The organism is Pseudomonas sp. FW305-7, assembly GCF_058786735.1.
On the sequence record NZ_JBYSZA010000045.1, the window covers coordinates 1 to 19,373 of the forward strand.

Annotated in this window: 16 protein-coding genes; 8 read left to right on the top strand and 8 right to left on the bottom strand. The window is 56.2% G+C overall.

Annotated elements, in window-relative coordinates:
• Positions 1 to 254: 254 nt before the first annotated feature.
• Positions 255 to 623 carry a VOC family protein gene (locus AC3WMT_RS29510; protein WP_103307151.1) on the bottom strand — a complete coding sequence of 123 codons (369 nt, stop codon included), beginning with the start codon at positions 621 to 623 and terminating at the stop codon, positions 255 to 257.
• A 98-nt stretch (positions 624 to 721) separates the two neighbouring features.
• Here AC3WMT_RS29510 and AC3WMT_RS29515 point away from each other — a divergent pair, with 98 nt between their 5' ends.
• On the top strand, positions 722 to 1,621 hold the full coding sequence (locus AC3WMT_RS29515; protein ID WP_103307153.1) for a LysR family transcriptional regulator: 900 nt from the start codon (positions 722 to 724) through the stop codon (positions 1,619 to 1,621).
• A 66-nt stretch (positions 1,622 to 1,687) separates the two neighbouring features.
• On the opposite strand, the gene AC3WMT_RS29520 is transcribed toward AC3WMT_RS29515, so the two are convergent.
• Entirely contained in the window at positions 1,688 to 3,622 is a 1,935-nt protein-coding gene (locus AC3WMT_RS29520) for a hypothetical protein (protein WP_256583601.1), read from the bottom strand.
• A 227-nt stretch (positions 3,623 to 3,849) separates the two neighbouring features.
• Between AC3WMT_RS29520 and AC3WMT_RS29525 the strand changes: the two genes are divergently transcribed.
• The 3 genes from AC3WMT_RS29525 (at position 3,850) to rarD (ending at position 8,116) form a co-directional block, all read left to right on the top strand.
• Positions 3,850 to 4,863: an aldo/keto reductase gene (locus tag AC3WMT_RS29525; RefSeq protein WP_103307154.1), complete on the top strand. Its 1,014-nt coding sequence runs from the start codon at positions 3,850 to 3,852 to the stop codon at positions 4,861 to 4,863.
• A gap of 161 nt (positions 4,864 to 5,024) precedes the next feature.
• A complete protein-coding gene (locus AC3WMT_RS29530; protein WP_103307155.1) occupies positions 5,025 to 7,145 on the top strand; it encodes an acyltransferase family protein in 2,121 nt (706 codons plus the stop codon).
• A gap of 89 nt (positions 7,146 to 7,234) precedes the next feature.
• Positions 7,235 to 8,116, top strand: coding sequence for an EamA family transporter RarD (gene rarD / locus AC3WMT_RS29535; protein ID WP_103307156.1), 882 nt, complete (start codon positions 7,235 to 7,237; stop codon positions 8,114 to 8,116).
• A 95-nt stretch (positions 8,117 to 8,211) separates the two neighbouring features.
• On the opposite strand, the gene hppD is transcribed toward rarD, so the two are convergent.
• Positions 8,212 to 9,288, bottom strand: coding sequence for a 4-hydroxyphenylpyruvate dioxygenase (gene hppD / locus AC3WMT_RS29540; RefSeq protein ID WP_007912211.1), 1,077 nt, complete (start codon positions 9,286 to 9,288; stop codon positions 8,212 to 8,214).
• A 458-nt stretch (positions 9,289 to 9,746) separates the two neighbouring features.
• Between hppD and AC3WMT_RS29545 the strand changes: the two genes are divergently transcribed.
• Positions 9,747 to 11,282, top strand: a complete 1,536-nt coding sequence (locus tag AC3WMT_RS29545; RefSeq protein ID WP_103307158.1) for an EAL domain-containing protein — start codon at positions 9,747 to 9,749, stop codon at positions 11,280 to 11,282.
• Positions 11,283 to 11,518: 236 nt separating this feature from the next.
• On the top strand, positions 11,519 to 11,884 hold the full coding sequence (locus AC3WMT_RS29550) for a histone-like nucleoid-structuring protein, MvaT/MvaU family (protein WP_103307159.1): 366 nt from the start codon (positions 11,519 to 11,521) through the stop codon (positions 11,882 to 11,884).
• Positions 11,885 to 12,102: 218 nt separating this feature from the next.
• On the opposite strand, the gene AC3WMT_RS29555 is transcribed toward AC3WMT_RS29550, so the two are convergent.
• Positions 12,103 to 12,621, bottom strand: a complete 519-nt coding sequence (locus tag AC3WMT_RS29555) for a DUF4946 domain-containing protein (protein WP_103307160.1) — start codon at positions 12,619 to 12,621, stop codon at positions 12,103 to 12,105.
• A gap of 140 nt (positions 12,622 to 12,761) precedes the next feature.
• Between AC3WMT_RS29555 and gloA the strand changes: the two genes are divergently transcribed.
• Positions 12,762 to 13,283: a lactoylglutathione lyase gene (gloA, locus tag AC3WMT_RS29560; RefSeq protein ID WP_103307162.1), complete on the top strand. Its 522-nt coding sequence runs from the start codon at positions 12,762 to 12,764 to the stop codon at positions 13,281 to 13,283.
• Positions 13,284 to 13,458: 175 nt separating this feature from the next.
• Here the strand turns inward: gloA and ahpF are convergent, their stop codons facing one another.
• The 3 genes from ahpF to AC3WMT_RS29575 form a co-directional block, all read right to left on the bottom strand.
• On the bottom strand, positions 13,459 to 15,021 hold the full coding sequence (gene ahpF / locus AC3WMT_RS29565) for an alkyl hydroperoxide reductase subunit F (protein WP_103307164.1): 1,563 nt from the start codon (positions 15,019 to 15,021) through the stop codon (positions 13,459 to 13,461).
• A 130-nt stretch (positions 15,022 to 15,151) separates the two neighbouring features.
• Positions 15,152 to 15,715: an alkyl hydroperoxide reductase subunit C gene (ahpC, locus tag AC3WMT_RS29570; protein ID WP_003224621.1), complete on the bottom strand. Its 564-nt coding sequence runs from the start codon at positions 15,713 to 15,715 to the stop codon at positions 15,152 to 15,154.
• 137 nt (positions 15,716 to 15,852) lie between these two features.
• The gene (locus tag AC3WMT_RS29575) at positions 15,853 to 16,791 is read right to left on the bottom strand and encodes a site-specific integrase (RefSeq protein WP_103307165.1); all 939 of its coding nucleotides are present in this window, start codon (positions 16,789 to 16,791) and stop codon (positions 15,853 to 15,855) included.
• Between the two features lie 177 nt (positions 16,792 to 16,968).
• On the opposite strand from AC3WMT_RS29575, the gene AC3WMT_RS29580 reads away from it, so the two are divergent.
• The gene (locus tag AC3WMT_RS29580; RefSeq protein ID WP_103307166.1) at positions 16,969 to 17,985 is read left to right on the top strand and encodes a DNA-binding protein; all 1,017 of its coding nucleotides are present in this window, start codon (positions 16,969 to 16,971) and stop codon (positions 17,983 to 17,985) included.
• Here the strand turns inward: AC3WMT_RS29580 and gorA are convergent.
• Positions 17,982 to 19,340, bottom strand: a complete 1,359-nt coding sequence (gene gorA / locus AC3WMT_RS29585) for a glutathione-disulfide reductase (protein ID WP_103307167.1) — start codon at positions 19,338 to 19,340, stop codon at positions 17,982 to 17,984. The genes AC3WMT_RS29580 and gorA overlap by 4 nt on opposite strands.
• Positions 19,341 to 19,373: the final 33 nt, after the last annotated feature.

A 19,373-nucleotide genomic window follows, 5' to 3' on the forward strand; every position in this document is an offset into this window, starting at 1 on the left:
ACGTCGGACCGCCCCCAAGGGGGCGAGGGGGAAAGGGAGCCGATCTGCGGGCTTTTCAGCACCTGCGTTCAACTCGGTATTGCACGTCGGCGTACCTCGCTCAAACACTTCGGTCAGTCCGTCTTCCTTAAATGACGGCTTGGGAATAGGGAGCTGATCTGGATGCTTTTCAAGACCTGCGTTCAACTCGGTATTGCACGTCGGCGTACCTCGCTCAAACACCTCGGTCAGTCCCCTATCCCTCTGGGAGAGGGTTAGGGTGAGGGCTGTGCCTTGGCATCCAGTTCAATCACCAGACCACCCGGCATTTGCACGAAAATCTGCGCGATCCCCTCACCCGGCACCTGTGCCAACTGGTACGGCAAACCACTTTCGCGCACCCGCCGCAACACTGTTTCGGCCAACTCATCGGTACGAAAAGCAATGTGGCTCAATTCAGTGTTTTCCGGCAGCGGCTGCTCGATCACATGCACCAGCGCGTGCGCATCCTGATACAGCCAGCGTCCGGGAAACGGAAACGGCGGCCGACGCCCCGGTGTGAGCCCAAGCAACGCCGCGAAATTGTCCTGCAAACTCTGGCCGTCAGCGGTGTTGAACGCCAGATGATCGAATGTCCAGGTCATGCGTATCTCCCGTGGTAATTCATTGATTGCAGTGTCTACCCTTGCCAATCACGGAAAAATCCCGCTAAAACGCAAAGATCTTTAAAGGATTTTTACCAATGAGCTCGATTCTCGATCTGGAGATCTTCGTCCGCGTGGCCGACTCCGGGAGCATTTCCGCCGCTGCCCGCGCCCTGGAACTGACGCCGGCCGCCGCCAGCATTGCCCTGAAGCGTCTGGAAACCCGACTTGGTATCCGCCTGCTCGCCCGCTCCACCCGCAGCATGCGGTTGACCGAAGAGGGTCGGCGCTATCTGGAAAGCGTGCGCTTGGCGCTGGCCACACTGGCCGATGGCGAACAGGCGCTCAAGCAGCAGACCGAAGGCCTTAGCGGCGTGCTGCAACTGGCGGCACCGTCGGATTTCGGACGCAATGTGTTGCTACCGTGGCTGGACGAGTTCAAGCGCGAACACCCGAACATCCAATTGCAATTGCTGCTCAACGACCGCCATTCCGATCTGTTTCGCGAGACCGTGGACGTGGCACTGCGCTTCGGAGTGCCGAGCGATTCGACGCTGGTGGCATTACCGATTCTGCCGCAACACCGCCGCGTGGCCTGCGCCAGTGCAGACTATCTGGCACGGCATGGCACCCCCCGACACCCCGCCGAATTGTGCGAACACAGCGCCCTGCTCTATCTGCGCAACGGTCGGCCATACAACACCTGGCAGTTCAGTCGTGCGGATGAGGTGCTGGAAGTCGAAGTCCACGGCGACTACCTCAGCGACGACGGCGAAGTGGCCCGCCGCTGGGCGTTGGCCGGGCATGGCATCGCCTACAAGGCCTGGCTCGACATTGCCGACGATGTCCGCGCCGGGCGGCTGGTGACGTTGTTTGATGATTGGGACGGGGAAAGTGCGCCGTTCAATTTGCTGTGTCCGCATCGGGTGCAGGTGTCGGAACGGGTAAAGGTGCTACAGGCATTTTTGCGCGAACGCTGCGCAACGCTGAATCGATAAATCACTTTGCCGCGCTGCGTACTTTGATCATTCCCACGCAGAGCGTGGAAATGATCCCTCTATTAACTAAATAGGAGTAATACAATACGCGGGAAGTTTTACTCTTCGATCAAAAGTAAAGAATTCAAAAGCTGGAGTAAATATTACTACAGGACTACACGTCCAAACATTATATGAGCGCAAAGGAGGTAAATACACACGCAGAACATCGGCTCTAAATAACCCGTAAGCTGGATATCCCTGCAGAGAATGCATCCAGTTTTCGGCCTCTGCAAACGTTCGTAACTCTTCGTTAACATGCAATTGAAAAGTGTTCTCTACTGAGACGAGATAAGTCCCCGATGCACCTTCCTGATCAGCGACGTAAATCGTCGACACCCCATGCTTTAACCCTGTGACTTTTCCTTGTGGTGTTACAGACGCAATTAGTGAGTCAGATGAAAAATAAATGTATGGCGGAACTCCTCCAATCGGCGTGCGGACTGCCGTATTGCCAATCGAGTCTTCCCCTGTTCTAGGCCATTGCGGTATCTTCATAGAAAAACCGTGAAGGCGCATCGGCAGCTTGTCGATATTGAACGCCAACCGTTCAAACCGCCATGGATCCGATTCAAATTGATTCCCGGTTAATTCCTTCACTGTAAAGCTGTGCTGCCCCACCACAATCGGTAGCAACTTGCTCTGCCACATATAATTTGATCCGGTTTGTATCTCCTCAATAAACGCCTCGCCATCAAAAACCCGCAACACCATCCCCGCCAGCGCATAACCCGACAACATCACTTTATTGTCCGAAATCGTGCCGCCGTTCTGCACGTCCACTCCGGACGAGTTCTTAACTTCCAAAATAACGGGCTTCACAATCACTCGTGCCCGTGCAACTTTAGATGTTGCAATTACAGCTCCCCCACGTACTTGCTCATACAGCGCAGCTATCACGCTGTCGCCAATGACCTTGGCATTGGGAATCATCAACCTGTGCACAAAAGGAAGCCTGCCGACCTGCTCGTCAACCGTATGAGTGACAGCGGGTCCGCTGCTTGGCGTCGCGGTATATTTCACACGGACAATATCGTTTGTGGCCCAAAGAGGTTCCAGGACATGCACCTGGATGGTCAGATCCTTCTTGCCCAGTTTGTTCAGGTCAATGGTCTCCGGCGTGTCGTACGGGTCATCCGGGTCTTCGGCAATATCGGGAGCCGTCATCCGCGCTCCCTTGAGGTCGACGACGACGCGTATCGCCGCCGACCATGGTGAATTCAAATCGGCACCGTTGCCAATCTGGTCGAACACCGTATAGGTGAAAGAGAACTGGGGATGATCACCTGCCGCCTCCAGATCGGCTTTTTCCAATAGACGCCCAATGCGGGTCGGAATACTGGTCGGTGCGGACGGAGCTTCGTCCGGATGTACCTCCCACCGAACATCATGACCATTACAGTTGAGCACAATCCGGTCGTACGGCCGGCAATAGGGATAGGAGAACCAGACCTGCACGCCCTGTGCTGCACGATCGGCATCGATACCGTCTTCCAGCACATCCCGAGGCAGTCCTAACTCGAGTTCGGAGTGTCCTTCATCGCCGTTCTTGTCCTCCATCCCGGGGCGGATGGCGTTGTACAGGATCGTCCATGGATGCTCGTAGGTCTCTTCGGCGCCCGTGGTGCGTTTGACGGTGTAAGTAAGCTCATTGACGAAGCCCGGATCGGATCGCAGCAGATTTTTGGGAATATGCAGGGTCACTGCGTCATCCGTGGATTGGGACTGCTGGCTGTCGACCCGCATGATGCCGTTCACATGAATTGAAAACGTATCCTTTGGCTGCTGCGCCAGAACCGGATTGATAATGACTGTTGCGCCATTCGGTCGCAGATCGTAAAACGCTTTGGCGATACCGCAATCGGCACCGGCCACGGATGTATTGCTGTCCGGAAGCTGCGGCGCATGGAGGTTTACCTCAGCGTCGTCGGGCAGAGACTCATCGAAAGACTGTGTGTTCATGAAAGCGCTCCTGATCTCAAGAAAAGACAGAGCCTTTTTCAACAAGACTCTGGTCGAGGATCAGGCCTGAACGGCCACTGACCTGCCTACTGTCAGATCTGACAGTCACGACGAATGGTCATCTTTCGGGTGGGGTCGCGAAAGGCAGTTTCTGGACAAAACGGTTGGACGGCTTCAGCGCTTCTGGTATTTGATTAACCCTTTCCCACCGATAAAAGGATTTCGGCATGAGCTATCGCACACTGGGTCACTCAGGGTTGCAGGTGTCCACCCTGACACTCGGCACGATGATGTTTGGCGAACAGACCAGCACCGAGGAATCGCTGCGCATCATCGACAAGGCCTGGGATCAAGGCATCAACTTCATCGACACCGCCGACGTCTACACCAATGGCCGCTCTGAAGAGATCGTCGGCGAAGCGATTGCCGGTAATCGTCATGAATGGGTGCTGGCGACCAAGGTCGGTTTCGGCCCGGTGGACGGTGTGCCGAACCGCAGCGGTTTGAGCCGTAAACACATCTTCAATGGCCTCGATGCCAGCCTGACCCGTTTGGGCACCGACTATCTCGACATCTATTACCTGCACCGCGAAGACCACAACACGCCGCTGGAAGTCACGGTGTCGGCGATCGGTGACCTGATCCGTCAGGGCAAGATTCGTTATTGGGGACTGTCGAACTACCGCGGTTGGCGGATTGCCGAGGTGATTCGTATTGCCGACCAACTGGGTGTCGATCGCCCGGTGATCAGCCAGCCGCTGTACAACATCGTCAACCGTCAGGCCGAAACCGAGCAGATTACCGCTGCGCAGACTTATGGCCTGGGCGTCGTGCCTTACAGCCCGCTGGCCCGTGGCGTGCTGAGTGGTAAATACGCACCGGACGTGACACCGGATGCCAACAGCCGCGCCGGGCGTCAGGACAAGCGCATTCTGGAAACCGAATGGCGCGTAGAATCGCTGCGCATCGCCCAGCAGATCCAGCAATACACCGAGGGACGAGGCGTTGGCATTGTCGAGTTTGCGATTGCCTGGGTGCTGAACAACAGCGCCGTGACTTCGGCGATTGTCGGGCCGCGCACCGAGGCGCAGTGGGATGCGTATACCAAGGCGCAGGCTGTGAAGATCACGGCGGAGGATGAGGCGTTTATTGATTCGCTGGTCACACCGGGGCATGCCTCGACGCCGGGCTTCAACGATGTAAGCCATTTTGTGTCGGGTCGCAAACCCCATCAGGCCTGATGTTTCCTCCTGCGCACAGCCCTCTTGCGAATGAGAGGGCCTCGAATGGAAGAAGCCTGGCGATATTGCTTCAGCCCCTGTAATCAGCCGCTTGAATGGACAAGAGTGCGATCAGCCGCGAGCCACCGGTTGAACACTCGATCAAGGCCAAGGATAGATAAATGCTCAGTCGCACTCTGGAGTTCGCGTGGAAGCCTTTGCGCGCGATGTGGTTCAACATACTCGGCGATAAAAAGGGCTTGGGCCAACACCCTTTAGCCACTGCGATTCCGGCTCGCGGATATGGCGCACCTGCCATTGAATACCGCGCGGATGTTGACGGACTTCGGGCCATTGCCGTTCTGCTGGTGTTGATTTTTCACGGTGGTTTTTCGTTATTCCCTTCCGGTTTTATTGGCGTCGATATTTTCTTTGTCATCTCGGGGTATCTGACGACCTCGATCATCATGAAATCGCTGGATAACGGCACGTTCAGCTTCACCGGGTTTTACACCCGACGTATCTGGCGATTACAACCGGCGATAATTGCGTTGTTGATAGCAACGCTGATCATCACAACGTTGCTGTACTTGCCCGATGACTATGTCGACTTTCTGAAAAGTGCCAAGTACACGTCTTTACTTCTCTCAAACCAGTACTTTGCCAATGCGACATCCGGGTACGCCACGCCCGATGCGGCGAACTTGCCTCTGCTGCACACCTGGTCGCTGGCAATCGAATGGCAGTGGTATCTCGTCCTGCCGCTGGGCCTATGGGTGCTCCATCGCCATGTTGCGAAACAGGCTTTCAAGGCGAGCGTCCTCGGCCTGACCGTGGCTGCCATCGCACTCGCGTCATATCTGTCGGAAACGCTTGCCGATAAAAATTACTACTTCTTCGCCGCTCGAGTTTTCGAATTGATGATCGGCTCCTGCGCCGTCATCTTCAGTACGGACAAGTTCAAACTTGATCGCCTGAGCGCCTCTCTGATTTGCCTGTTGTCGCTGGCCACGATTGCCTACTGCGCCACTCGCGAAAATATCCTCGCCGGTTTTCCGAACTACTATGCCATCGCGGTGTGTATCGCCACTGCTGCCCTGCTTTTTCGCGGGATAGGCGATGCCAGCATCACCTCAATACTATTGGCGCTGAAACCGTTGGTATTTGTCGGCACTCTCTCCTACTCCTTGTATTTGTGGCATTGGCCGATCCTCGCCGTCATCAGTTACATGGGCATACCCCTCACCCCGATGGTGAAGGTCGTCTACTTCGCTGTCACTTTTGTGGCTGCCTGGGGTTGCTTCGTATTGATCGAAAACAGATTTCGCAAGGCAAGGACCGGCTTCACCAAAACCCTGGTGCTGCTGATGATTCTGCCCGCGCTCGGACTGTCGCTACTTCACTCTAACGCCAAGAAGCACGATGGGTGGCCTGAGCGTTTTGGCGAGGATTCGAGTTACGTCTTCAGTGGTTTGAAAGCTTCTGTACCCGCCCACCGGGAGAAATGCCTGGGTGTGAGTGATGAAGCTGATCCAGGCTGTGTAATGGGCGCTGTGCAGCCAACCGCAAAAGCCTTTCTTTTGGGCGATTCATTTTCGAACCACTACTGGGGGTTTGTTGAAACGCTGGCCAAAGACGCCAACCTTTCGGTGCTCTCACAGGGTTATCCGGCATGTCTGGCGTTGCCCAAGGTCTATCTCTACGACTCGAAAAAATATAAAAACGGGCTGTATCAAAAATGCCACGACGCCACACAGCGCTACTACGACCTCATCACGAAGAGCCATTTTCAGTATGTAATCATTGGTCAATTCTGGGAGGCCTATCTCAGCGCGGATATCGTCACTGAAGTGGATGATCCGCGCAGCCTGGAACTATCCCAACAACGCCTTGGCGCAGCAATCCGCGATGCCCTGGATATCATCGTAGCGTCGGGCGCCACCCCCATCTTCCTGATGAACACGCTGCCAATGCCGGCGGGTATCAATGAATGCCTGTTGAGACAGGTGAAGTTGCGGGGCTGGATGGGCAGTGCCGAACAAAGCAGTCTTTGCGCCTCGTCGACATGGTCGGGCAGTGAAGACCCGGTATTGGCGAAGTTGTTCAGCAATCTGCAGGCGGAATATCCCACGTTGATCCTGATTGACCCGAAAGGAGTGCAATGCGAGGACGGCACTTGTGTAACAACCATCGACGGATTGCCGGTCTATCGTGACATTGGTCACGTAACCGACTATGCCTCTTATAAGCTTGGCGAAATGTACCTCAAGCGTTTCGGCAATCCGTTGAAAGGCACTCAGTGATGTTGTAAATAATGAGCATCCGAACAATATTCAGCACAAAAACCACGTATCCTTCGCGCCCCGTTTGATCACCCACCCGCGAGGACAGTTTGTCTAAAGGTATCGCTTTATCGGTCTCAGCCTCGGTGCTGTTTGCCGTCATGTATTACTACACCTCGCTGCTCACCCCGTTGAGCGGCGTGGAAATCTTTGGCTGGCGGATGCTGCTGACTGTGCCGTGCATGACCGTGTTCATGCTGGTATCCGGTGAATGGCGGCGGGTGCTGGAGCTGGTGCGCCTGATGGTGGCGAAGCCGAAATTGATCGGCGGATTGATCGTCTCGGCAGCCTTGCTCGGCGTGCAGTTGTGGCTGTTCATGTGGGCGCCGCTCAACGGTTACAGCCTCGATGTATCGCTGGGCTACTTCCTGTTGCCGCTGGCCATGGTGCTGACCGGTCGTATTGCCTACGGCGAAAGCCTGTCGTACCTGCAAAAGGTCGCGGTGTTCTTCGCAAGTCTGGGCGTGTTGAACGAGCTGTATCAGGTGGGCGGATTTTCCTGGGCGACCCTGGTGGTCGTGATCGGCTATCCGTTGTATTTCGTGCTGCGCAAATACCTGAAGACCGACCACCTCGGCGGCTTGTGGGTCGACATGACCTTGATGCTGCCGATCGCCTACTGGTTTGTGCACGGTGGCGAGCAAGGCTTCGGCGTGTTCGATCAATACCCCGGGCTGATGTGGCTGATCCCGCTCCTCGGTCTGATCAGTGCCTCGGCGTTGGTGGTTTACATCATTGCCAGCCGCTTGCTGCCGTTCAGTCTGTTTGGTTTGTTGAGTTATGTTGAGCCGGTGTTGCTGCTCGGTGTGGCGTTGCTGCTCGGTGAGAGCATCAAGTCCGGAGAATGGCTGACCTACATTCCGATCTGGCTGGCTGTAGTGGTGTTGGTGTTTGAAGGGTTTAAACATTTGATGCGCCAACGCCGGCCTTAAGCCTTGCACAGCTCAAAATACGGGAGTTTATGTGAAGCAAAAAAAATCCCGGCGCTGCATCACTGCAGGCCGGGATTTTTCATTTCAGTTGCGGATTACTCGGTGGCAAGCACACCACGGCGCACCTGGTCACGCTCGATCGACTCGAACAGTGCCTTGAAGTTGCCCTCGCCGAAACCATCGTCGCCTTTGCGCTGGATGAATTCGAAGAATACCGGGCCCATCAGGGTTTCCGAGAAGATCTGCAACAGCAGACGCTTGTCGCCCTGCTCCGAAGCGCCATCGAGCAGGATGCCGCGCGATTGCAGTTGATCAACCGGCTCGCCATGGTTTGGCAGGCGGCCTTCGAGCATTTCGTAGTAGGTGTCCGGCGGCGCGGTCATGAAGCGCATGCCGATTTTCTTCAGTTGATCCCAGGTCTTGATCAGGTCATCAGTGAGGAACGCAACGTGCTGGATGCCCTCACCGTTGAACTGCATCAGGAACTCTTCGATCTGGCCCGCGCCTTTGGACGACTCTTCGTTCAACGGGATGCGGATCATGCCGTCCGGTGCGGTCATGGCTTTCGAGGTCAGGCCGGTGTACTCGCCCTTGATGTCGAAGTAACGGATCTCGCGGAAGTTGAACAGCTTCTCGTAGAAGTTCGCCCAGTAGGCCATGCGACCGCGATACACGTTGTGTGTCAGGTGGTCGATGATCTTCAGGCCGGCACCGACCGGATTGCGGTCAACGCCTTCGATAAACACGAAGTCGATGTCATAGATCGAGCTGCCTTCGCCGAAACGGTCGATCAGGTACAGCGGCGCTCCGCCAATGCCTTTGATCGCCGGCAGATTCAGTTCCATTGGACCGGTTTCGATGTGAATCGGCTGGGCGCCGAGTTCCAGTGCGCGGTTATAGGCCTTTTGCGAATCCTTGACCCGGAACGCCATGCCGCACACCGACGGGCCGTGCTCGGCCGCGAAGTACGAAGCGACGCTGTTCGGTTCATTGTTGAGGATCAGGTTGATCGCGCCCTGACGATACAGATGCACGTTCTTGGAGCGGTGGGTCGCGACTTTGGTGAAGCCCATGATCTCGAAGATCGGCTCCAGGGTGCCAGGGACCGGCGAAGCGAGCTCGATGAATTCAAAGCCCATCAGGCCCATTGGGTTTTCGTATAAATCTGCCATGGTGGCGCCTCATCATTTCTTATCAATTAACCAGGGTTATTTGTCAGTAAATGCTGAGACCGGAGGGTGGCGCACAGGAGATGCCGCGCACACTGCGGGCGAGGAAGTCACCGTAGATCAGTTGAAACCCGAATATCTTCATTGTCGACCCAAGGCTCTTGCGGGCGAGGCTTCTGCTGCCAGAAGACGATTATTATTGTATGCGTAACCCGATTCTACACAGCGTAAATAGGGTTGTCTGCCCTCTCTATAAAATCCGCTTTTCTGGCGAGGGTGCAAGGGGTTTGTTGCACACCGTTCATCACGCATCGCTGACAATGTCCAGAGCTTCAATGAGCCGATCAGCAGCGCAAGCCACTTGCGCCATCTATCATCTCGTCTGGCTCGCCTGCTATTCAGCGGCATGCCGGTGCCCGGCTGCATTCGAGAGCCACACTTTTTCGCGACAGGATGCGCCCATGCCGTTAACCATCAGACCCCGCCGCAAACACAGCGCCCGGATTACCGTAACTCTGCTCAGCGGCCTGCTGCCGGTGTTACTGGGCAGCATGATTCTCTACATGCAGGCCGAACGCACGCTCCAGCAGAGTTCACAGCTCACCGCCGAAGAAGCGTTGCGCCAATTCGAGTTGATGCTCGATAACACCGCGCAAGCCGCACGGGAGCTGTTGCCGCTGGCCGGACAAACGTGCGAAGACGTCAAACTGGCGCTGCGCGAGCAAGTGACTCGCCGCCCTTTCGTGCGCTCGACCAATCTGGTGTGGGACGACAATCTCTATTGCAGCTCGTTGTTCGGCGACTATAAGGAAGCCGTTAACGCGGGCGACTATACCCAGGGCAAGTTGTGGCTGATGAACGGCAATCCGGTAACCCCAAATACCGCGCTGCTGGTCTACCGGCTCAGCGAAGGTCGCGGCGGTGCACTGACAACGCTGGACGGCTATCACCTGAGCAACGTGCTGCGCTTGATCGGCCGGCAGACGCTGCTGTTGCTGCAAGTGGGCGATAACTGGCTGTCCGCTGATGGCAAAGTCCATCAAGGTGCCCTGCCCGCCCTGCCAGTCGCGCAAAGCATGCTCAACTCGTCGCGCTATGCGTTCAGCGTATCGGCCGGTTTTCCCAAGGGCGAGACTTGGCGCTACATGGCCGACGCCTACCCGCCGCTGTTCAGCTTGTTGATCTTTTTTGGTGTGATTTCGGGCGCGATCGGCCATGTCTTGCAAAAGCGTTCCACCTCGCCGAGCCATGAAATGCTCCGTGCGCTGGAGGCCGGCGAGTTCATTCCATACTTCCAGCCCGTGGTTCATGGCGACACCAAAAAATGGTCGGGCGCCGAGGTCTTGATGCGCTGGAATCATCCCAAGGAGGGTCTGGTGCGCCCGGATCTGTTTATTCCGTTTGCCGAACATTCGGGATTGATCGTGCCGATGACCCGCGCCTTGATGCAGCAGACCGCAGCGTTGCTCGGACCTCAATCATTGAGCTTCACCACGCCCTTTCACATCGGCATCAATATCACCGCCAACCATTGCCAGGATCTGGAACTGGTGAAGGACTGCCGTGAGTTTCTCGCAGCCTTTGCACCCGGCAGCATCAATCTCGTGCTGGAGTTGACCGAGCGCGAGCTGATCGAGCCGACCGACACGACGCGGCAACTGTTTGAACAATTGCACGCCCTAGGGGTGATGATCGCCATCGACGACTTCGGTACCGGCCATTCAAGCCTGGGTTACTTGCGCAAATTCAATGTGGATTTCCTCAAGATCGACCAGAGTTTCGTCGCCATGATCGGCATCGATGCGCTTTCACGGCATATTCTGGACACCATCATCGAACTCTCCGCCAAGCTTGATCTGGGCATTGTTGCCGAAGGTGTCGAAACTCAGGCACAGGCCGATTATCTGACCGCGCATAACGTCAACTTTCTGCAGGGCTATCTCTACGGCAAACCCATGCCAGCGGCAGACTTCATTAGTGCATTAAGTCACCATTAACTAAATGGAATTAAGCGCAGACCGGCTGGCAAGCCGCACCAAATTGATACAAAAGACCACTGTTGTTACATGAAGACAACTTCAGGATTTACTCCAGACGCATTAACAACTACAATTTTTCTTGCCTGCGCAAAGATTGGCAGGTGAGCCAATTATCACCGAGTCGCTACAAGGCTCTTGGCTTATAGCTTTGTTTGCGGTTGGTATCAGCCAAATACACTATTGGAGTAAAGATATTGTCCAGACTCGCTGAATTTCGTGCAGCTGAAAAGGCCCTTCAGGAACAGCTCAAGCAGCTGGAATCGCTGAAGAACGATGCCGGGCTCAAGAAAGAAATCGAATTCGAAGAAAAGCTCCAGGGGCTGATGAAAAACTACGGCAAAGGCCTGAAAGACATCATCGCCATTCTCGATCCGAATCCGGCTAAATCCGCTCTGCAGACGTCTGCAGCGCCTAAAACCCGCCGCGCTCGCGTGGTCAAGGTCTATCAGAACCCGCACACCGGCGAACTGATCGAGACCAAGGGCGGCAACCACCGTGGCCTGAAAGCCTGGAAGGAACAATACGGTGCCGCTACCGTTGATTCCTGGTTGCGCGGTTAATCCCTCGCCAACATGAAGCCCTGCATGATGCAGGGCTTTTTTATTGACAATATCTAACAAATGAAATGAATTTCATCGAGCAAGTTGCGATTTTTCTGTAACGTCTCTGAGCCAGATACCTAAACATTTTGCTGCATCCTGTTGCGACTGCAGCCCAACCTTAAACTTTGTGCTTAATCCCTTCGGGTATCTAACCGGGGCGCGAAGAGTACAGACGCTTAAAGTTTCAAGCTGTTTCTAGCCGCCGTTATTTCCTCGGCGCTTGCCTTATACACCTCGGCCTGACCGGCATAGGAAAGAACATAAGCCTTATCCGCCTCGACTGCCGCTACGAGCGTTTGCGATAACACGTGCCGGCCATTCTCGGTCACCGTACAAGTCGTTTCCAGCGCGGGCAAAGAACCAAGCGTCGCTGCGTGCACCTTGTTGCAGACACTTTGATAGCCACCCTGAAAAAAGTCCTTCTGGATTGACTTACGCATCTCCAGCAGCACGCCTTGCAAGTTGACCTGATGATCACTTTCGACCCGGGTCATGGTCAATTCCATCACCATGACCTGATTGCCATCGGCATCGTTCTTGACCGCGCGTTGCCTGGAAACTTGTGCAGACGTATCGGGCAACGCCTCGACCTCCCAGCCAGCGGGCCAAGTGATGCCCGGCGCATCGGCCAGCACCGCAGCCGAGACAAGCCACAAAGCAAAGAAAACTAACGGGGTTTTGCACAGTCGGATCATTGCCGGACACACTCGCGGATTGAGTCATAAAGTCTGAACCTCCGCCCGGGCGCAGGGCAAGCCCGCCCTTTCATTTGGCGATGCCGGCAGGCATGCGTATCATTGCGCCCATTCACTCGCCCATAGTTATTGGAGGGCCCATGAGCCTGCACGAACTGAACACTTTCCCCGGCGTCACCGCCACGCCAGACAGCGCAACCCGCAACTTCGTTTTCAACCACACCATGCTGCGTGTGAAAGACATCACCAAGTCCCTGGATTTCTACACCCGCGTACTGGGCTTCTCGCTGGTCGAGAAGCGCGACTTCCCGGAAGCCGAGTTCAGCCTGTACTTCCTCGCCCTGGTCGACAAAGCGCAGATCCCGGCCGATGCCGCTGCCCGCACAGAGTGGATGAAGTCGATCCCGGGCATTCTGGAGCTGACGCATAACCACGGCACCGAAAACGATGCTGATTTTGCCTATCACAATGGCAATACGGATCCGCGTGGTTTCGGCCACATCTGCATCTCGGTACCGGATATTGTCGCGGCCTGCGCACGCTTTGAAGAGTTGGGCTGCGACTTCCAGAAGCGCCTGACCGATGGCCGCATGAAGAGCCTGGCGTTTATCAAGGATCCGGATGGTTATTGGGTCGAAATCATCCAGCCAACGCCGTTGTAACTGACAGCACAATCCCCCTGTAGGAGCGAGCCTGCTCGCGAAGGCGTCCGTTCAGCCAACATGATCGCTGAATGACACACCACTTTCGCGAGCAGGCTCGCTCCTACATTTGGATTTGTGTCAGGCACAAAAAACCCGTGATCGCTCACGGGTTTTTCATTTCAACGGCTGACGCTTACGCCGGAGCCGAAGTGCGGATCAGGTGATCGAAAGCACTCAGCGAAGCCTTGGCGCCCTCGCCCACTGCGATCACGATTTGCTTGTACGGCACGGTGGTCACATCGCCGGCCGCGAAGATCCCCGGGATCGACGTCTCGCCACGGTTATCGACAATGATCTCGCCACGCGGCGACAGCTCGATGGTGCCTTTGAGCCAGTCAGTGTTAGGCAGCAGACCGATCTGCACAAAGATCCCTTCCAGCTCGACCGTACGCAGTTCGTCAGTGTTGCGATCCTTGTAACGCAGGCCGTTGACCTTCTCACCGTTGCCCGTGACTTCAGTGGTTTGCGCACTGGTGATCACCGTAACATTCGGCAGACTGTGCAACTTGCGCTGCAACACGGCATCGGCACGCAACTGCACATCGAACTCCAGCAGCGTCACGTGCGACACAATACCGGCCAGATCGATGGCCGCTTCAACGCCTGAGTTACCGCCGCCGATCACCGCCACACGCTTGCCTTTGAACAACGGGCCGTCGCAGTGCGGGCAGTACGCCACACCTTTGTTGCGGTATTCCTGTTCGCCCGGCACGTTCATTTCACGCCAGCGCGCACCGGTCGCCAGAATCACACTCTTGGCTTTGAGGGTCGCGCCACTGGCGAAACGGACTTCGTGCAGCTCGCCATTTTTGCCGGGGATCAGCTTATCGGCGCGTTGCAGGTTCATGATGTCGACGTCGTACTGTTTGACGTGTTCTTCCAGCGCGGTGGCCAGTTTCGGGCCTTCGGTTTCCTGCACGGAAATGAAGTTCTCGATGGCCATGGTGTCGAGCACCTGACCGCCGAAACGCTCGGCGGCGACGCCAGTGCGAATGCCTTTACGCGCCGCGTAGATGGCTGCCGACGCACCGGCCGGGCCACCGCCGACCACCAGCACATCAAACGCTTCTTTAGCGCTGATTTTCTCGGCCTGACGCTCGATGGCGCCGGTGTCGAGTTTGGCGAGGATTTCTTCAAGGCCCATGCGGCCCTGACCGAAGTTTTCACCGTTGAGGTAGATACTCGGCACGGCCATGATCTTGCGATCGTTGACTTCGTCCTGGAACAGCGCGCCGTCGATGGCGACGTGGCGGATGTTCGGGTTGAGCACAGCCATCAGGTTCAGTGCCTGAACCACATCCGGGCAGTTCTGGCACGACAGCGAGAAGTAAGTCTCGAAGCTGAACTCGCCTTTGAGCGAGCGGATCTGCTCGATCACTTCAACACTTGCCTTCGATGGGTGGCCACCGACTTGCAGCAGGGCCAGCACCAAGGAGGTGAATTCGTGCCCCATCGGGATGCCGGCGAAACGCAGGTTGATGTCAGCACCGGGGCGATTGATCGAGAACGATGGTTTGCGGGCATCGTCACCGCTGTCGATCAAGGTAATTTGGCTCGAAAGACTGGCAACGTCCTTCAGCAATTCCAGCATTTCACGGGATTTCGCACCGTCGTCGAGGGAGGCAACGATCTCGATCGGCTGGGTGACCCGTTCCAGGTACGATTTCAACTGGGCTTTAAGATTGGCGTCCAACATACGGGCGATCTCCTGAATAAATTTGAGGCGAAAAAAAACGCCCGAGCGAATCTCGCCCGGGCGTTTTTATTGGGCGGTGCAGCGTACTTAAGTAGGTGCGGAGTCCCGCCCTGAGTTGCGTGTCACAGACTTAGATCTTGCCGACAAGGTCCAGCGACGGAGCCAGAGTGGCCTCGCCTTCTTTCCACTTGGCCGGGCAAACTTCGCCTGGGTGAGCAGCAACGTACTGAGCAGCCTTGATCTTGCGCAGCAGCTCGGAAGCGTCACGGCCAACGCCGCCATCGTTCAATTCAACGATTTTGATCTGGCCTTCAGGGTTGATCACGAAAGTACCACGGTCAGCCAGACCAGCTTCTTCGATCAGTACGTCGAAGTTGCGGGAGATGACGTGGGTCGGGTCGCCGATCATGGTGTATTCGATTTTGCCGATGGCTGGCGAAGTGTTGTGCCAGGCAGCGTGGGCAAAGTGGGTGTCGGTGGAAACGCTGTAGATTTCCACGCCCAGTTTCTGGAAGGCAGCGTAGTTGTCAGCCAGGTCTTCCAGTTCGGTTGGGCAAACGAAGGTGAAGTCGGCTGGGTAGAAGAACACGACCGACCACTTGCCTTTCAGGTCAGCGTCCGAGACTTGAACGAAGTCGCCGTTTTTGAATGCGGTAGCTTTGAACGGTTTTACTTGGCTGTTGATGATAGGCATTGATGACTCTCCGTCAGGGTTGTGAAGTTGATGGGGTGAATCCTACCCACTCACTCGACGGATGGCTCATTGGCAAACCTGATGCTGCTGATTTGTTTTCGCTATTAGCTGACTGTATTAATAGAAGAAAACGATATCTAGGGCGAAGCCGGTTTATCCGTAATCCGAGCCATCCCTTGAAAGGGGCTGGCTTCAACATAGCGCATGGCTGACTTCATGTCCTTCCAGCCGACGTAACTCATCAACGATTTCAGATCCCAGCCGCTTTGATGGGCCCACGTCGCAAAGCCGCGGCGCAAGGAGTGGCTGGTGTAATTTTCGGCGGCAATGCCGGCGCGCTGCAACGCCTGGCGCAGCAGCGGGATGATGCTGTTGGCGTGCAACCCCTCCTCGTTCAGATTGCCCCAGCGGTCAATGCTGCGAAAAACCGGGCCGCGCACCAGTGCCGCTTCGGCAATCCAGTCGATGTAGGCCTGCACCGGGCAGAGTTTGAGCAGCGCCGGGGCTTGATAAGTCTGCCCGAGGTTTTCCCGATCACCCTTGCTGCGTGGCAAATACAAAGTAATGCCTTTGCCGGCGTGCGCTTGCACGTGTTCGATTTGCAGACGACACAACTCATCGCTGCGAAAGCCACGCCAGAATCCCAGAAGAATCAATGCACGATCACGGAAAGCCTTGAGCAGTAACGGGCGGTCCTGCTGCTCTCTCGCGGTTTGCGCTTCATGTTCAAGCCAGTCAATCACTCGTTGCAGATCCTGTAACTGCAAAGGTTCGGCCTGCTTCTCCTGCGCCGGATGCAATGCGCGAATGCCTTTGAACACCTTGCGCACCACCGGCGCTTTGGTCGGATCGGCGAAACCCTGACTGTTGTGCCATTGCGCCAACGCCGACAGACGCAACTTCAGCGTATTGATTGAAAGCTCTCCGGCGTGCGCCACCAGATACCTCGCGACGCTATCGGCCGTCGCCGGCAGGAAACCTCCCCACTTCACTTCGAAATGCTCGATGGCGGCGCGATAGCTACGGCGGGTGTTGTCACGGGTGGCGGCTTGCAGATAGCGATCCAGATCGCTCATGGGCAGTTTTCTCGCAGGCGTACTAATTCAAGGATGCAGAAGCGCATTTTGCCGTCTGACACTGGGTAATACCAGTATATCCCGTGTCTTTGATATCAAAGATTTAACTTTATTTTCAGCATGGTACACTGCGTACTTTAGTGGCATGTACCACAGTACGTAACCGTAGGAGTTCACATGGCCCGTGGCGGCATTACCAAAGCCCTGGTGCAGATCGCGCGCACCGCGATCCTCGCCCGCGGCGAACACCCGAGCATCGATGCAGTACGCATTGAAATGGGCAACACCGGCTCGAAAACCACGATCCATCGCTATCTGAAGGAGCTGGATGACGGCGCTCAGCCCATAGAAGCTTCGGCAGAGCCCATCGATGATGAATTGGCCGCCCTCGTCTCTCGCCTCGCTCAGCGCTTGAAAGAACAGGCGCAAGAGCCCATTGAACAGGCTCGTGAACAGTTTGAGGAGCAGCGCGAGGCACTGGAGGCGGAGCTGAAACAGACTCGCCATGCGCTGGAAAAGCTCGAACACGAGCACGACATTCAAGGTGCCGCGCTGGAGCGCGAGTCCGAGGCGCTGAGCAACACCCGTTCGATGCTGCAGACCGAACAGACCCGCAATGCTGGTCTGAATCAGGCATTGGCAGACTTTGAATTGCGCTTGCAGGACAAGGACGAGCAGATCCGGTCGCTGGAAGAAAAGCACCTGCATGCCCGCGATGCGCTGGAGCATTACCGCAACGCCACCAAAGAGCAGCGCGAGCAGGAACAGAGCCGCCACGAAGCACAAGTACAGCAGATTCAGGCCGAACTGCGTCAGGCACAACAAAGTGCACTGGTACGCCAGGACGAAATCACTCAACTGCACCGCGACAACGAACGCCTGCTCACGGAAAACCGTGGCACCCAGCGCGAACTGAACCTGATGCAGGACCAGCTCAAACACAGCAATCAGCGTCAGGATCAACTGCTCGAACAAGCGGCCCGCGTCGATAGCGAACGCACCCTCCTCCAGGAACGGCTGCGCGTGGCGACGCTGGAAAGCCAGACACTCAAACAGAGCGTCGACGAACAAACGCTGCTGAATCAGTCACTGAAAAAGGAATTGAGCAACACTCAGGCGAGCCTGGAAGAAAGCCAGCGCCTGGCAGCTACCATCGCGGCAGCGCCAGACTCGGCCAAACCGAAAGACGCTTAAACGCCGACCGGTGTACGCATGGTGACAAACTCTTCGGCGGCCGTCGGATGCACCCCGATTGTGTCGTCGAAGTCACGCTTGGTCGCGCCAGCCTTCAGCGCAATCGCCAGTCCCTGGACGATTTCGCCGGCATCCGGACCGACCATGTGGCAACCGAGGACTTTATCGGTCTTGCCGTCGACTACCAGTTTCATCAGGGTTTTTTCCTGACATTCGGTCAGGGTCAGCTTCATCGGCCGGAAGCGGCTTTCGAAGATCACCACGTCGTGGCCGGCTTCGCGCGCTTCCTCTTCGGTCAAGCCGACCGTGCCGATGTTCGGCAGACTGAACACTGCGGTCGGGATCATCTTGTAATCCACCGGACGATATTGCTCCGGTTTGAACAAGCGTCGTGCCACCGCCATGCCTTCGGCGAGAGCCACTGGCGTCAATTGCACGCGACCGATCACATCACCCAGCGCCAGAATCGATGGCTCGCTGGTCTGGTATTGCTCGTCGACTTTGATGAAGCCCTTGTCGGTGAGCTGCACATCGGTGTTTTCCAACCCCAGATTGTCCAGCATCGGACGGCGACCGGTGGCGTAGAAGATGCAATCCGCTTCCAGCTCGCGACCATCCTTGAGCGTGGCTTTCAGACTGCCATCGGCCTGCTTGTCGATTCGCGCGATGTCAGCATTGAACTGCAGATCCAGGCCGCGCTTGGTCAGCTCTTCCTGCAAATGCTTGCGTACCGAACCATCGAAGCCCCGCAAGAACAAATCACCGCGATACAGCAGTGTGGTGTTTGCGCCAAGACCATGGAAGATCCCGGCAAATTCGACCGCGATGTAACCACCACCCACGACCAATACCCGCTTAGGCAGTTCTTTCAGGAAAAACGCTTCGTTCGAACCGATCGCATGCTCGCGCCCCGGAATTTCCGGAATCTGCGGCCAACCACCGGTGGCGATCAGAATGTTTTTCGCGGTGAAGCGCTCGCCATTCACCTCAACCTCGTGCGGGCCCGTGATCTTCGCGTGCGCTTCATGCAAGGTCACGCCGCTGTTGACCAACAGGTTGCGGTAAATGCCGTTGAGGCGATTGATCTCGCGATCCTTGTTGACAATCAGCGTCGCCCAATCGAAATTGGCTTCGCCCAGGCTCCAGCCGAAACCGGATGCCTGCTCAAAATCTTCGGCAAAGTGCGCGCCGTAGACCAACAATTTTTTCGGCACGCAGCCGACATTGACACAAGTACCACCCAGATAACGGCTCTCGGCCACCGCCACTTTCGCGCCAAAACCGGCCGCAAACCGTGCAGCCCGCACACCGCCGGAACCGGCACCAATCACATAAAGGTCAAAATCGTAGGCCATTTCTATCTCCTCGGCAGGCGATCAGCATACCCG